12 protein-coding genes are annotated in these 14,534 nt (G+C 61.6%); 8 read left to right on the top strand and 4 right to left on the bottom strand.

Annotated features, from left to right (window positions below):
- Window positions 1-38: 38 nt before the first annotated feature.
- The gene (locus AA0Z93_RS13535; protein WP_413048472.1) at window positions 39-641 is read right to left on the bottom strand and encodes a peroxiredoxin; all 603 of its coding nucleotides are present in this window, start codon (window positions 639-641) and stop codon (window positions 39-41) included.
- 208 nt (window positions 642-849) lie between these two features.
- Between AA0Z93_RS13535 and AA0Z93_RS13530 the strand changes: the two genes are divergently transcribed.
- Together AA0Z93_RS13530 and bfr are read left to right on the top strand one after the other, a co-directional pair.
- On the top strand, window positions 850-1,071 hold the full coding sequence (locus tag AA0Z93_RS13530) for a bacterioferritin-associated ferredoxin (protein WP_413048473.1): 222 nt from the start codon (window positions 850-852) through the stop codon (window positions 1,069-1,071).
- Window positions 1,072-1,270: 199 nt separating this feature from the next.
- Window positions 1,271-1,744, top strand: a complete 474-nt coding sequence (gene bfr / locus AA0Z93_RS13525) for a bacterioferritin (protein ID WP_313739910.1) — start codon at window positions 1,271-1,273, stop codon at window positions 1,742-1,744.
- A 122-nt stretch (window positions 1,745-1,866) separates the two neighbouring features.
- Here the strand turns inward: bfr and grxD are convergent, their stop codons facing one another.
- The gene (gene grxD / locus AA0Z93_RS13520) at window positions 1,867-2,202 is read right to left on the bottom strand and encodes a Grx4 family monothiol glutaredoxin (protein WP_413048474.1); all 336 of its coding nucleotides are present in this window, start codon (window positions 2,200-2,202) and stop codon (window positions 1,867-1,869) included.
- Window positions 2,203-2,466: 264 nt separating this feature from the next.
- On the opposite strand from grxD, the gene argF reads away from it, so the two are divergent.
- Together argF and AA0Z93_RS13510 are read left to right on the top strand one after the other, a co-directional pair.
- Complete coding sequence (gene argF / locus AA0Z93_RS13515; protein WP_413048475.1) at window positions 2,467-3,387, top strand: ornithine carbamoyltransferase; 921 nt, start codon at window positions 2,467-2,469, stop codon at window positions 3,385-3,387.
- Entirely contained in the window at window positions 3,384-4,484 is a 1,101-nt protein-coding gene (locus AA0Z93_RS13510; RefSeq protein ID WP_413048476.1) for an ABC transporter ATP-binding protein, read from the top strand. Before argF ends, AA0Z93_RS13510 begins: the two co-directional genes overlap by 4 nt.
- Before the next feature lie 51 nt (window positions 4,485-4,535).
- Here AA0Z93_RS13510 and ybaK read toward each other — a convergent pair whose 3' ends face one another.
- A complete protein-coding gene (ybaK, locus tag AA0Z93_RS13505) occupies window positions 4,536-5,006 on the bottom strand; it encodes a Cys-tRNA(Pro) deacylase (protein WP_413048477.1) in 471 nt (156 codons plus the stop codon).
- 288 nt (window positions 5,007-5,294) lie between these two features.
- On the opposite strand from ybaK, the gene AA0Z93_RS13500 reads away from it, so the two are divergent.
- The 4 genes from AA0Z93_RS13500 (at window position 5,295) to glpD (ending at window position 10,306) form a co-directional block, all read left to right on the top strand.
- Complete coding sequence (locus tag AA0Z93_RS13500; protein ID WP_413048478.1) at window positions 5,295-6,140, top strand: MIP/aquaporin family protein; 846 nt, start codon at window positions 5,295-5,297, stop codon at window positions 6,138-6,140.
- A 59-nt stretch (window positions 6,141-6,199) separates the two neighbouring features.
- Window positions 6,200-7,699, top strand: a complete 1,500-nt coding sequence (glpK, locus tag AA0Z93_RS13495; RefSeq protein ID WP_413048479.1) for a glycerol kinase GlpK — start codon at window positions 6,200-6,202, stop codon at window positions 7,697-7,699.
- A gap of 130 nt (window positions 7,700-7,829) precedes the next feature.
- The gene (locus AA0Z93_RS13490) at window positions 7,830-8,585 is read left to right on the top strand and encodes a DeoR/GlpR family transcriptional regulator (protein WP_413048480.1); all 756 of its coding nucleotides are present in this window, start codon (window positions 7,830-7,832) and stop codon (window positions 8,583-8,585) included.
- A 182-nt stretch (window positions 8,586-8,767) separates the two neighbouring features.
- Window positions 8,768-10,306: a glycerol-3-phosphate dehydrogenase gene (gene glpD / locus AA0Z93_RS13485; RefSeq protein ID WP_413048481.1), complete on the top strand. Its 1,539-nt coding sequence runs from the start codon at window positions 8,768-8,770 to the stop codon at window positions 10,304-10,306.
- Between the two features lie 26 nt (window positions 10,307-10,332).
- Here the strand turns inward: glpD and AA0Z93_RS13480 are convergent, their stop codons facing one another.
- Complete coding sequence (locus AA0Z93_RS13480) at window positions 10,333-14,472, bottom strand: NEL-type E3 ubiquitin ligase domain-containing protein (RefSeq protein ID WP_413048482.1); 4,140 nt, start codon at window positions 14,470-14,472, stop codon at window positions 10,333-10,335.
- Between the last annotated feature and the right edge of the window lie 62 nt (window positions 14,473-14,534).

Raw genomic sequence — 14,534 nt, 5'->3', positions numbered from 1 at the left:
CGGCCATTGCGGCCGGTTTTTTCGTCTCCGACTCAGCCTTACAGCTTGCCAGCATTCTCGCTCAGGTAAGCAGCGACGCCTTCTGGCGAAGCGTTCATGCCTTTGTCGCCTTTCTTCCAGTTGGCCGGGCAGACTTCGCCGTGCTCTTCGTGGAATTGCAGGGCATCGACCAGACGCAGCAGCTCGTCCATGTTACGACCCAGTGGCAGGTCGTTGACGATCTGCGAACGCACTACACCGTTGGTGTCGATCAGGAAGGCACCACGGAACGCGACGCCACCTTCGGACTCGACGTCGTAGGCCTTGCAGATCTCGTGGGTCATGTCGGCGGCCAGGGTGTACTTGACCGGGCCGATGCCGCCATTGTTGACCGGGGTGTTACGCCAGGCGTTGTGGGTGAAGTGCGAGTCGATCGACACGCCGATCACTTCCACGCCACGGGCGACGAAGTCCGGAATACGGTTGTCCAGGGCGATCAGCTCGGACGGGCAGACGAAGGTGAAGTCCAGTGGGTAGAAGAACACCAGGCCGTACTTGCCTTTGATGGCCGACGCCAGGTTGAAGCTGTCGACGATCTCGCCGCTGCCCAGTACGGCGGGAACGGTGAAGTCAGGGGCTTGCTTGCCTACGAGTACGCTCATTCTTTATCTCCTGATGGTGGGAATGATTAAAGGCCGGAGGAACCTGTCCTCTGGAATCACACAAGGCCGACCATCATACACGCCTTGCAGGAACAGGCCGAGTCTACCGCCGGTCGCCCCGGCGGTACCGAGCGCCCTGGCGTTTTGACAAGCATTATCATTACCATTACTCTCCAGACCATCGAATCACCCAGCGACGGTCAGCCTCATGTATGTGTGTCTTTGTGTCGGCGTCACCGATGGACAGATCCGCGAAGCGATCTACGAAGGATGCTGCAGTTACCGGGAAGTCCGCGAAACCACGCAAGTGGGTACGCAATGCGGTAAATGCGCTTGCCTGGCCAAACAGGTGGTTCGCGAAACCCTGACCGAACTGCAGGTCAGTCAGCAGACGACACTCGCTTACCCGGTCGAATTTACTGCCGCATAACAGCCCCGATTCGAGAAGCCGGACCTCAGGTCCGGCTTTTTTATGCCCGTAATTCAACAAGTTAGGTCGCCAACGCGGTTCACAAACATTCTTATTCCTATTAATTTTCACTTAGTATTCAAATACTTAGGTTTGACAGCCTGCCCAGCCACGCTCAAACTTGCACCATTGGCACATTCCCCACGGCAGGCATTCAGACATGAAAGGCGATATCAGCGTCATCCAGCATCTCAACAAGGTCCTCGGAAACGAGCTGGTCGCCATCAACCAATACTTCCTGCACGCCCGCATGTACGAAGATTGGGGGCTCAATGCCATCGGCAAGCACGAATACAAAGCGTCGATCGACGCCATGAAACATGCCGACAAGCTGATCAAGCGCATCCTGTTCCTCGAAGGCATTCCCAACGTGCAGGACCTGGGCAAGCTGCTGATCGGCGAGCATGCCAAAGAAATGATCGAGTGCGACCTGGTGCTCGAGCGGCGCGGGCTGGCCGAACTCAAAGGCGCCATCGCCCACTGCGAAACCTCGGGCGACTTCGGCAGCCGTGAGATGCTCGAAGACATCCTCGAATCCAAGGAAGAGCAGATCGACTGGCTGGAAACCCAGCTGGGCCTGATCGACAAGATCAGCATCGAGAATTACCTGCAATCGCAGATGGGCGAAGAATAAACGTCCATCCACACCGCCAATGAAAAAAGCCCCGCTACTTCACCGAGTAGCGGGGCTTTTTCGTGGGACGAGCCATTTGCACCGAAGGGCCGGCTTGGCGCCGCCCTTGGGCTTCGACAGGCTCAGGCTTCGGCGGACTTGGCCTTGGCAGCGGCATCCTTGATAAAGGTCTGCAGCTCACCTTTTTCGAACATTTCCATGACGATATCGCTGCCGCCCACCAACTCGCCGCCGACCCACAGTTGCGGAAAGGTCGGCCAGTTGGCGTACTTGGGCAGGTTGGCGCGGATTTCCGGGTTCTGCAGGATGTCGACGTAGGCGAACTTCTCACCGCAGCCCATCACGGCTTGCGAAGCCTTCGCCGAAAAGCCGCATTGCGGGGCATTGGGCGAGCCTTTCATATAAAGCAGAATGGTGTTGTTGGCGATCTGCTCTTTGATTGTTTCGATGATATCCATGAAGCACCTCTGCTGAACTTTCCGACAGATTCGTCGGCACGGTGCCCCATTGTATCGGAAAGCCAACGTGCCTGCTCGACCGGACCGACATACGCCCTAACCAAATACGCATCCGTGCGCCCCTTGGTTTCGAGCGACATTTAATTATAGTATTGCGTCTTCCCCTTTTTCTGTCCGCCCCGTGCGGCTTACGCCGCAGGTCTTGCCCGTTGTCGAAAAAAGCAGCGGCACGCCTGCCGAACGTTGCAATTAAGGTATTCAATCATGAACGCTAGGCACTTTCTCTCCCTGATGGATTTCACCGCTGACGAATTGCTCGGCGTGGTCCGTCGTGGCATCGAGCTAAAAGACCTGCGTAACCGCGGCGTGGTGTTCGAGCCGCTGAAAAACCGCGTACTGGGGATGATCTTCGAAAAATCCTCGACGCGCACCCGGGTCTCGTTCGAGGCTGGCATGATCCAGTTGGGCGGCCAGGCGATCTTTCTGTCGCCGCGCGATACCCAGCTCGGCCGTGGCGAACCGATCGCCGACAGTGCCAAGGTACTGTCGCGCATGGTCGACGCGATCATGATCCGTACGCATGCCCATACCACCCTCACCGAGTTCGTCGAGCACTCGCGCGTACCGGTGATCAACGGCCTGTCCGAAGAGTCGCACCCTTGCCAGCTGCTGGCCGACATGCAGACCTTCCTCGAGCATCGCGGCTCCATCCAGGGCAAGACCGTGGCCTGGGTGGGCGACGGTTTCAACATGTGCAACTCGTACATCGAAGCGGCCGTGCAGTTCGGCTTCCAACTGCGCATCGCCTGTCCGGAAGGCTATGAACCCGATCCACGCTTCCTGGCCCTGGGTGGCGACCAGGTGCAGATCGTGCGCGATCCCAAGGCAGCAGTGAGTGGTGCGCACCTGGTGACCACCGACGTCTGGACTTCGATGGGCCAAGAGGAGGAAACTGCACGTCGCCTGGCGCACTTCGCGCCATACCAGGTCACCCGCGACCTGCTCGACCTGGCGGCACCCGATGCCCTGTTCATGCACTGCCTGCCCGCCCACCGCGGCGAGGAAATCAGCCACGATCTGCTCGACGACCCGCGTTCGGTCGCCTGGGACCAGGCTGAGAACCGCCTGCATGCGCAGAAGGCGCTCCTCGAATTCGTCATAGAACCGGCTTACCACCACGCATGAGTGCTCCCCTACTGCTGAACCTGCGCAACCTGGCCTGCGGCTATGGCGATCAACGCATCGTCCAGACGCTCAACCTGCACCTCAATGCCGGCGACATCGGTTGCCTGCTGGGCTCGTCCGGGTGTGGCAAAACCACCACCTTGCGCGCCATCGCCGGGTTCGAACCGGTACACGAAGGTGAAATCCAACTGGCGGGCGAAGTGATCTCCCGCCCAGGTTTCACCCTGGCCCCGGAAAAACGCCGGATCGGCATGGTGTTCCAGGACTACGCCCTGTTCCCTCACCTGACCGTGGCACAGAACATCGCCTTCGGTATCGGCAAGCACCCGCAGCAGGCGGCGGTGGTCGATGAAATGCTCGAGTTGGTCAAGCTCAAGGGGCTGGGCGGGCGTTATCCGCACGAGCTGTCCGGCGGCCAGCAACAACGCGTGGCACTGGCCCGGGCGTTGGCGCCCGAGCCGCAGCTGCTGCTGCTCGACGAGCCGTTCTCGAACCTCGACGTGGAGCTGCGTCGGCGCCTGAGCCATGAAGTGCGCGACATTCTCAAAAGCCGCGGTACCAGCGCCATTCTGGTGACCCACGACCAGGAGGAGGCTTTCGCCGTCAGCGATCAGGTCGGGGTGTTCAAGGAAGGCCGCTTGGAACAGTGGGACACGCCCTACAACCTTTATCACGAACCTCAGACGCCGTTCGTCGCCAGCTTCGTCGGTCAGGGCTATTTCATCCGCGGCCAGATGAACAGCCACGAAGCCGTCGGCACCGAGCTGGGCGAGCTGCGCGGCAACCGCGCCTACCCCATGACTGCGGGCACGCCAGTGGATGTGCTGCTGCGTCCGGACGACATCGTGCATGCGCCGCAGAGTCCACTGCGCGCGCGGGTAACGGGCAAGAGTTTTCTCGGCGCATCGACGCTCTACCGCCTGCAACTGCCGACCGGCAGCCAGTTGGAAGCGATCTTTCCAAGCCATGACAATCACGCACTGGGCGACGAAGTCGGCATCGGCGTGGCCGCCGATCACCTAGTGCTGTTCGCCGTGCCTGGTAGCGTCGCCGCGCAATTGCACCCTGCGCAGGCTGGCGTGCGGCGCCACAGCTAAGCGCCCGGGTCGTTCGCCTGCCCCTGCGTGGCGGCAGGCGTGTCTTTTCTCTCAAGCGCGACCGATAGGCGCAAAGGTGCCTTGGGTATGCTGCGCCAGGACTGCCGCCGATAGCTCCACTTCCAGCCCACGGCGCCCTGCGCTCACATGCACGGTCGGCACTTGTTGCGCCGATGTGTCGATGAAGGTGCGCAGGCGCTTCTTCTGTCCCAGCGGGCTGATCCCTCCTACCAGATACCCGGTGGCGCGCTGCGCTGCGGCAGGGTCGGCCATTTCGCATTTCTTGGCGCCGGCAGCCTGGGCCAGTGCCTTGAGGTCCAGGCTGCCCACCACGGGCACGACCGCCACCAACAGCTCGTGCTTTTCCGTACTGGCCAACAAGGTCTTGAACACCTGCCGAGGATCGAGACCCAGCTTTTCCGCTGCCTCCAGTCCATAGGATGCCGACTTGGGATCATGCTCATAGCTATGCACACGGTGCTCGGCACGGGCTTTGTTCAGCAGGTCAAGGGCGGGGGTCATGCGCAGCTCCAACGGCCGTCGAGGGGAGCTCCACTTTAAGGGATGGCGCGTGCGGCAGCCAATCAGGACGATGGCGCTCGAAAGGTCGTGTCCGCGGCGCTTGGTCAGAATGTGGCCACGCGTTCACTTTCGACCTTTGACATCCGCGTTTCTTGTCTATATTTTTTCGTTTTTGAATAGAGGGTGCACTTTCCTAGTGCGCCATTCTGCTCGTCCGCCCGCGTTTGGGTAGTTGCGAGCGTTGCTGTCCGGCCATTACGGCGCATTACAACAAGAACGAGGTCCCACATGACGACTGCACTACGCCAGCCTACCCTGGCCGCTCAATGCTTGGCCGAGTTTCTCGGCACCGCGCTCCTCATCTTCTTCGGCACAGGTTGCGTGGCCGCGCTCAAGGTCGCGGGGGCCAGCTTCGGCCTTTGGGAAATCAGCGTCATTTGGGGGATCGGCGTAAGCATGGCGATCTACCTCACCGCGGGTGTTTCGGGCGCACATCTGAACCCGGCGGTCAGCATCGCCCTGACGGTGTTCGCCGATTTCGACAAGCGCAAGCTGCCGTTCTACATCCTCGCTCAAGTCGCCGGCGCATTCTGCGCGGCCGCGCTGGTGTACACCCTGTACAGCGCGCTATTTTTCGATTACGAAAATTCCCACGCCATCGTCCGTGGCAGTGAAGCCAGCCTGGAGTTGGCAGCGGTATTTTCCACCTACCCTCACCCGTCGCTGTCGATCGGTGGCGCGTTTCTGGTGGAAGCGGTGATCACCGCGATCCTGATGGCCGTGATCATGGCCCTGACCGACGACAACAACGGCCTGCCGCGCGGCCCGATGGCGCCGTTGCTGATCGGCTTGCTGATCGCCGTGATCGGCAGCGCCATGGGCCCGTTGACCGGCTTCGCCATGAACCCGGCGCGCGACCTGGGCCCCAAATTGATGACCTTCTTTGCCGGCTGGGGCGAAATCGCTTTCACGGGCGCGCGCGACGTGCCGTATTTCCTGATCCCGATCTGTGCCCCCATCCTTGGCGCTTGCGTCGGCGCGGGCCTGTATCGCGGTCTGATCGCCCGCCATCTGCCGGTTGGGCTGCCCGCCCAGGCCGGCGATAATGCCCAGAGCGAAACCCAGATTTCCTGAGGTCATGCCGGGTGGCCACACCCGCAAGACCGTCCCTTATCTTTTCCAGGCCAACGACCATGACCGACACCCAGGATAAGCAGTACATCATCGCCCTCGACCAGGGCACCACCAGCTCGCGCGCGATCATTTTCGACCGCGACGCCAACGTCGTCGGCACCGCCCAGCGCGAGTTCGTCCAGCACTACCCGCAAGCCGGCTGGGTCGAGCATGACCCGATGGAAATCTTCGCCACCCAGAGCGGCACCATGGTCGAAGCCCTGGCCCAGGCCGGCATCAGCCATGCCCAGGTGGCGGCCATCGGCATCACCAACCAACGGGAAACCACCGTGGTCTGGGACCGCGAAACCGGGCGCCCGGTGTACAACGCCATCGTCTGGCAGTGCCGCCGCAGCACCGATATCTGCGCGCAGCTCAAGCGCGACGGACACGAAGACTACATCCGTGAAGCCACAGGGCTGGTGATCGACCCCTATTTCTCCGGCTCCAAGCTCAAGTGGATCCTGGACAACGTTGAGGGCGTTCGCGAACGCGCCGAGCGCGGCGAGCTGATGTTCGGCACCATCGATACCTGGCTGATCTGGAAATTCACCGGCGGCAAGGTGCACGTCACCGACTACACCAACGCTTCGCGTACCCTGATGTTCAACATCCATACCCTGGAGTGGGACGCCAAGCTGCTGGAGATTCTCGGCATTCCGCGGCAGATGCTGCCCGAGGTACGCGCGTCCTCCGAAGTCTATGGCCACACCAAGAGCGGCATCGCCATCGCCGGTATCGCTGGCGACCAGCAGTCGGCGCTGTTCGGCCAGATGTGCGTCGAGGCCGGCCAGACCAAGAACACCTACGGCACCGGTTGCTTCCTGTTGATGAACACCGGCAGCAAGGCGGTCAAGTCGTCCCATGGCTTGTTGACCACCATCGCCTGCGGCCCTCGCGGCGAAGTGGCCTATGCCCTGGAAGGCGCCGTGTTCAATGGTGGCTCGACCGTGCAGTGGCTGCGCGACGAACTGAAGATCGTCAACGACGCGCTCGACACCGAATATTTCGCCAGCAAGGTCAAGGACAGCAACGGTGTGTACCTGGTGCCGGCCTTCACCGGCCTCGGCGCGCCCTACTGGGACCCCTATGCCCGTGGCGCGCTGTTCGGCCTGACCCGCGGCGTCAAGGTCGACCACATCATTCGTGCGGCGCTGGAGTCGATCGCCTACCAGACCCGCGACGTGCTCGACGCCATGCAGCAGGACTGCGGCGAGCGTCTGTCCGAGCTGCGGGTGGACGGCGGTGCGGTGGCCAACAACTTCCTCATGCAGTTCCAGGCCGACATCCTCGGCACCTGCGTCGAGCGCCCGAAAATGCGCGAAACCACCGCCTTGGGCGCGGCCTACCTGGCAGGCCTGGCCTGCGGTTTCTGGAGCAGCCTGGACGAGCTGCGCAACAAAGCGGTGATCGAGCGCGAGTTCAGCCCGCAATTGGACACGGCGCAGAAGGAGAAACTCTACGCCGGCTGGAAAAAAGCCATCGCCCGCACCCGTGACTGGGAAGACCACGACGCCTGAGCGTGACCGTGCCGTAGCTCCGGAACCGCTCGAGGCGCTGGAGCAACGGCAGGCGCCGCCCTTGCGCTGGTCGCCAGACGTTTCCTACGGCATGATTGCAGGATTTTTCGGCTGCCCCAAAGGACCGCCCATGAACCTGCCCCCACGCCAACAACAAATCCTCGAGCTGGTCCGCGAACGCGGCTATGTCAGCATCGAGGAAATGGCGCAGTTGTTCGTCGTTACCCCGCAGACCATTCGCCGTGACATCAATCAACTGGCCGAGCAGACGCTGCTGCGTCGCTACCATGGCGGCGCAGCCCATGACTCGAGCATCGAGAACACCGCCTACACCATGCGCGCCGACCAGATGCGCGACGAGAAGCAGCGCATCGCCGAGACCGTGGCGCGACAGATTCCCGACCATGCCTCGCTGTTCATCAACATCGGCACCACCACCGAATCCATTGCCCGCGCCCTGCTCAACCACCACCACTTGAAGATCATCACCAACAACCTGCACGTGGCCTCGATCCTGGGCGCCAAGGAGGACTTCGAAGTGCTGATGGCCGGCGGCACGGTACGTCCGGATGGTGGCGTGGTAGGCCAGGCCAGCGTCGACTTCATCAGTCAGTTCAAAGTGGATTTCGCCGTGGTCGGCATCAGCGGCATCGACGAGGACGGCAGTCTGCTGGACTTCGACTACCAGGAAGTCCGCGTGTCGCAAGCCATCATCGCCAACGCACGGCAGGTGATCCTGGCCGCCGACTCCAGCAAATTCGGGCGCAACGCCATGGTGCGCCTGGGCTCGATCAGCCTGGTGGACTGCCTGGTGACCGATCGTCAGCCCAGCGCTGCATTGAGCCACTTGCTGGCGCAGAACAAGGTCCGCCTGGACGTGGTCTAGTTCCCCGAGGTGCGGCGCGGGTGTAATACCTTCATCAAAATGTTCGTTTATGTTCACTTAGCCGTCACGTCGTCGATTTATCGATACATGGGCTGGCAGGCTGCATGCACATGCGCTAGTATTTTCGCAAACGAACACAAACGTTCATTTTCGATCATTCGAATATCCAGGAGACCGTTACCGTGTCCCAGCCAGCCCGCCCCATCCCCTCCCCTGCCGACTGCTACGACGTTGCCGTGATCGGTGGCGGCATCAACGGTGTCGGCATCGCCGCTGACGCGGCCGGGCGCGGCTTGAAAGTCTTTCTGTGCGAGAAGGACGATCTGGCGCAACACACCTCCTCGGCCAGCAGCAAGCTGATCCATGGTGGCCTGCGTTACCTCGAGCATTACGAATTCCGTCTGGTGCGCGAGGCGCTGGCCGAGCGCGAAGTGCTGCTGGCCAAGGCGCCGCATATCGTCAAACCGATGCGCTTCGTGCTGCCCCACCGCCCGCACCTGCGCCCCGCCTGGATGATCCGCGCCGGCCTGTTCCTGTATGACCACCTGGGCAAACGCAAACGCCTGGGCGCTTCGCGCAGCCTGCGCTTCGGCCCCGGCTACCCCCTCAAGCCAGCCATCACCCGCGGTTTCGAATACGCTGACTGCTGGGTGGACGACGCGCGTCTGGTAGCACTCAACGCCATGACTGCCCGTGAACACGGTGCCGATATCCGTACCCGTACCCGCTGCCTGAGCGCCCAGCGCGTCGACGGCCTGTGGCACGTGGAGCTGGAGCATGGCGACGGCCGCCGCGAATCGATCAAGGCACGTGCGCTGGTCAACGCCGCCGGGCCCTGGGTCGCCAAGTTCATCAAAGACGACTTGCAGCTCACCGCCCCCTACGGCATCCGTTTGATTCAGGGCAGCCACCTGATCGTGCCGCGCCTGTACGAAGGCGAGCAGGCCTATATCCTGCAGAACGAAGACCAACGCATCGTGTTCTGCATCCCCTACCTGGACCGCTTCACCTTGGTCGGTACCACCGACCGCGAGTACAGCGGCGACCCGGCCAACGTGGCGATCACCGAGGCGGAAACCGACTACCTGTTGAACGTGGTCAATGCCCATTTCAACCACCAGATTACCCGCAGCGACATCAAGCATACCTTTTCCGGCGTACGCCCCTTGTGCAACGACGAGTCCGATAACCCCTCGGCGGTCACCCGCGACTACACCCTCGCGCTCTCGGACGAAGGCGGCAAAGCGCCACTGCTGTCGGTATTTGGCGGCAAGCTGACCACCTACCGTAAGCTGGCCGAATCGGCCATGGTGCGGCTCAAGCCCTTTTTCAATGAGATGGGCAACGGCTGGACGGCCAGCGCGCCGTTGCCTGGTGGCGAGGACATGACCACGGTCGCCGCCTTGGTCGAGGCGCTATTGGCCCGACACACTTGGCTTTCTGCCGAGATCGCCCACCGCTGGGCGCAAACCTATGGCAGCCGTGTATGGACTTTGCTGGAAGGGGTCAACGGCCCTGAGGATCTCGGCCTACGCATGGGCGCTGGTCTGTTCGCCAGAGAAGTCGACTACCTCTGCAAGCATGAGTGGGCAGTGAAGGCCGAAGACATCCTTTGGCGCCGTACCAAACTGGGACTGGTCACCACGCCGGCTGAACAACAGGCCCTGCAGGACTACCTCGCGCAGCGGCAAACCGGCGCTGCGCGGTTCGACGCTGCCTGAGGGTTCGACCCGCTTCGCTCGAGCGGCTACGCCTGCGTAACCGTTCGGGCATAAGCCTCGTCGGCGAGGCTCCGAATCAGCTGCTGCTCGGCAGCCTCCAGCTCCTGCCTGAGCTGATTGCTGTGCTGCACCCATTGAGCGGAATTGACTGCTTCGCCTTCGAGGCTTTCCAGACGCTCATAGAAGGGCGCTATCAGCGCCTCGAAACGTTCCGCGTAATGCGTTCTCACATAGCGCTGCCAGAAGGGTCGCTGAGCCAGTGAAGCGGCCAGCGTTTCAGGCGTTTCCGTTGACAGCACCGTGCGTGCTGCCCGGGTGAGTTCTCGCTGGCTCACTTGTGCGTATTCGGCGTAATGCATGGCATCGGGCGTTGCCGGCAAATCCAGTTCTTGCCTGAGCATCACGCGGTAATAGAGCCGAACCTCGATATCGTCTATCTGCCCCATGTCGATCGTGTGCATATACTCGAGGTGCCGCGCTGCGATCTCATCCACCAGATCCAGTCTGAACAGCGAGCGATGCAGCCTCAACAAACGGGCTTCGACCTGCTCGGCTGGCCCATCGATCAATGCCTGCTCGACCAACACGCTCAGTTCCAGCTGCGACATGATCAGCAGCAACCGGTCGTCGCAGGTCCGCTCACCTCCGGCTGTTTCGAACAGCCGGGTACGCAAGGCCTCATTGCCGTGGGCGGTCTCGAGCATGTCCCACATGCGGCGCTGGTAATGCTCCGTACTCTGGTCGAAATCGGTGGTTTCGACAAAGTCGGCCAAGAACTGAAACAGATCCTGCGAGCCCGTTTCCGCGCTCAGCTCATCCCACAGTTGCGTACGTCGCGAGCGTTCTGCGGACGTCGACGAACCGAGCCATTGATTGAGCACGCTTTCGTCGACCTCTCGATGCGTATAGGCAATGCTCGAACGTGGACTGCCCGTATTGGCGAGGCTGAGACGGTCGTGTGCTTGGACGCTGGCGGCGTCCAGCGGATTGTCGTGCAGACTGACGCGCTGCAGGTTGTGCCATAAGTCCATCACATCCTGGCGCAGTTGCGTGATGCGGTTGTTGCGCAAATCCAGATGAGCCGCACTTGGCAACGTTTCCGTCAGCTCAGGCAGCGCTTGCAGGCCTGTGTTGCGCAGGTTCAACTGCGTCAGACGACTCAGGTTGGCTAACGCCGGAGCACGTTCCAGTGGATTGTTGCTCAAATCCAGCGAGTGCAGGCGCGACAGCTGAGCCAGGCGTCGGCTGCCCTCGTGCGTCATGACGATTTGATTGCGCGAAAGGCGCACTACGCGTAAATGGGTCAGTCGTTCTAGGCCGGGAGGAATCTCGGTCAGCCGATTCTGCTGCAAATCCAACTCCCTGAGCTGGCTGAACCGCCGAATAAACGCTTCATCGATCTCGGTCAGGTCCATGTCCCTCAACGTCAACCGCCTGACATGGGAAAAGTCCACGTCGGCAGGTAGTTGAGGCAAGCTGCCCACGCGCTCGCCATCGATTTCCAATACGAAGTCGCCGGCATAGTCGAACAGCTTTCGTCGCCAGCAACGCCTCAACTGACTGGCAACGCGCCTGCGGCGCAGAGAGGCCATCACCCCAGCCTCATCACGCCAGAGCGTCAATGCCTGGTTCAGCCGGGACAAGGTCTGACTCAGGTTGGCATAGTGCTGCCAAAGGTCGACACGACGATTCAGCAGATCGGCGAGGTAACGCTCCATCTGTACTTCACTGAGCAAGGGAAAGAGCCGATGCAGCCCATCGCGAATCGCCTGACGCCCGCCCGGCATCCGTCCGCTGAGTGGGTAGCCCAGGCGCCCGTCGGCGAGGCGCAGCGGCGGCCGCATGGCTGAGCTGCCGGGTTGTGTCATGCCCAGGATGACGGCGCAGCGCTCGCGGTCGACGCCAGCCTGTTCGGCCACCCATTGCTGCAGTTGTTCTTCGTTCAGATCCACTTGGCCCAACAAGCGCTTCTGGGCCGTGTCGAGATTGGACAGCAGCGCCTCCCAGAGGCTCATGCTTTGGGTCAGTTGCGATTGGCCGCGGGGGACGAGATAGCCATCGGCAGTGCGCACGATGATGCAGACCTGCGCGCCGTGATGAACCCGAGTCGAGGCCAACAGGGGGCCATCGACGCTGCCGTCGCGGATCTCCACCCCGGCCTCGTTCGACCAAGGCGCCGAACGCTCGATCAAGCCAAGCGCCAAACGTTCGCTATCCGTGCCCGCCGCTGCTGGGAAATGAAGGCCAAGGCAGGCCCGATCCAGTCGAGCATCACAAGCGGCCCAGCGTGCCCGTTCGGCGATGGCCAGCGGGATGCGCCCGCTGCTCTGCAACCTGGCTCTATCAGTGGAGCTGGCATTCTCGAGAATTTCCGCAGCCTGACGCGGAGACAGACTCGCAAAGGTGTTGAGCAACGACGCTTGGTCGGCCGCAGGAGGCGTTTGCCGCGCCGCAAGCTCGGCCTCGAGTTGCGCCCCGCGAAGCTGCGGCGATTGCGTGTGCAGCAGCATGCGTTCGCTGACATCGTGCATCCTGGCCAGCGGGTCTGCGCCTTCGGCCAGTAGGCGTCGCAGTTGGTCAGGCTTGAGGTGCGTCACCTGCGACAATGTCTCGGCCTGCCAATCGGGCATGTCTTCGAACGGACCGCCCCAATGCCTGAGCATCTCGCCGGGCTGTTCGAGGCGATGTGCGCCCAGGCTACCCTGACCGAGCCTGACCTGAGCGAATTCATCGCAGATCGGTGTGAGGCCATCGACGAATACCGTCCGCTCGAGCGTACTCAACGCAGCCGTTCCAACCGCTCCGATGACCAACCCTGCCGCCACCCCTTCGGCTACACCGAACAGATGGCTCAAGGCACTTTCGCGGTCGCCGATCCGCCAATCTTCGTATCCTTCGTAAACTTCGTGGGCGATCTGCACGGCCGAAACGGCGAGCATGACCTCGCCCAGAACGGGTACGAAGAATGCCGCCAACCCCAGCACATCGAGCCCGGCGCTGGTACAGGCCTGGATTCGCTCGTGGCGGCTGGCCAGGTCTTCGTCCCCTGTGGGAACTGCAAGGACCCGTGCATCGTCCAGAATCTTGTTGACGCGCAATTCGCGCAGATGGACGAACAGAGGCTTATCGACAGCCAGATTGCGTCCATCGACCTGCAACGGATCCTTCGCGCTGGCATCGTCGCTGGCGCGATTCAAAGCGTGCACGAATGCGGGGCGGTCACGCTCGCTGATGAAGCGTGCAAAAAAACGGCGGTAGCTGGACCGGCGAAGGCGCTCACCCAGCCATCGATACACGGCGCTCCAAGAGGCATGTCGAGTGATCGGGCCTTTGGGGTCTTGTGGAATCCAAAGCGTGATGGAGTTCAGCTTCCCGCCTTCAACGTCGCGTTGTTCGAGTGCCACCACCCCACGGATGCATTTACCCAACAAGTACAACTGCCGCGGCACCACCGATCCAGGCACGAGTGGAACCAGCGGCTGCGGCGACCAAAGCGGTACGGTCCGATAAAAATCGTAGTCTTCCATTTCGCCTTTCAATCTGGCCAGTCGCATGGCGGCTTCGAACTGGGCGCGCACGCTGTCTTCCAGCATCGCCTTGACGGCGCGGGCCGCCGAACCGCCGGGCGCTGTGGGGCGCTCCTTCGGCGTCAACAGCTGTTGCAACATCCGCTGGTACTGCCCGCCGAGATCCAGCGTCCTGCAGCAACGCGCAAAGGTTTCGAAACCCAACGCCAGCCGTCGGCCGTTGGCATCGGCCAGCCATGCCTTGCGGAACAGGTCTGGGGTCAGCTCTTCGACATGGAAATTGTGTAGTGCGGCAGCGAGCAGGTTCTGGCGTGAGTGGTAGGTATGGCGGTTGATCTGCAGTTTTGGCGAAGCGCTCGGTACCTCGATCGACTGTTCGATGTGCACGTAAAGGTTACGTACATCTGGGCCTTCGATTCCTGCCTGCCTCAGTGTCTGGGTCAACAAGGGTATGGCGAAGCTGTCGATCGCGGGCAGGCGCCGGAAATGACTGGCGATTTGCGCGGCGAGGCGTTGTTCGCGATTCATCGCCCGCTGCAATGAACGCAGCTGATCGACATCGGGATGGATCAACCAGGTCGGCAAACGCTTGGCGATCAAAGCATCGATCGAATCGTCTGGCACCGAATGCATCGTCATGGGGCATGCTCCTGTCAAAACGACAGAGAACACGATCGCTCCATTCCAGATGCACCAAGGGT

This window comes from Pseudomonas phoenicis (genome assembly GCF_047302395.1).
In the GTDB taxonomy this organism is placed as follows: Bacteria; Pseudomonadota; Gammaproteobacteria; order Pseudomonadales; family Pseudomonadaceae; genus Aquipseudomonas.
Note: the sequence above shows the minus strand (reverse complement) of the source record. Positions and strands in the feature narration are given on the sequence as shown.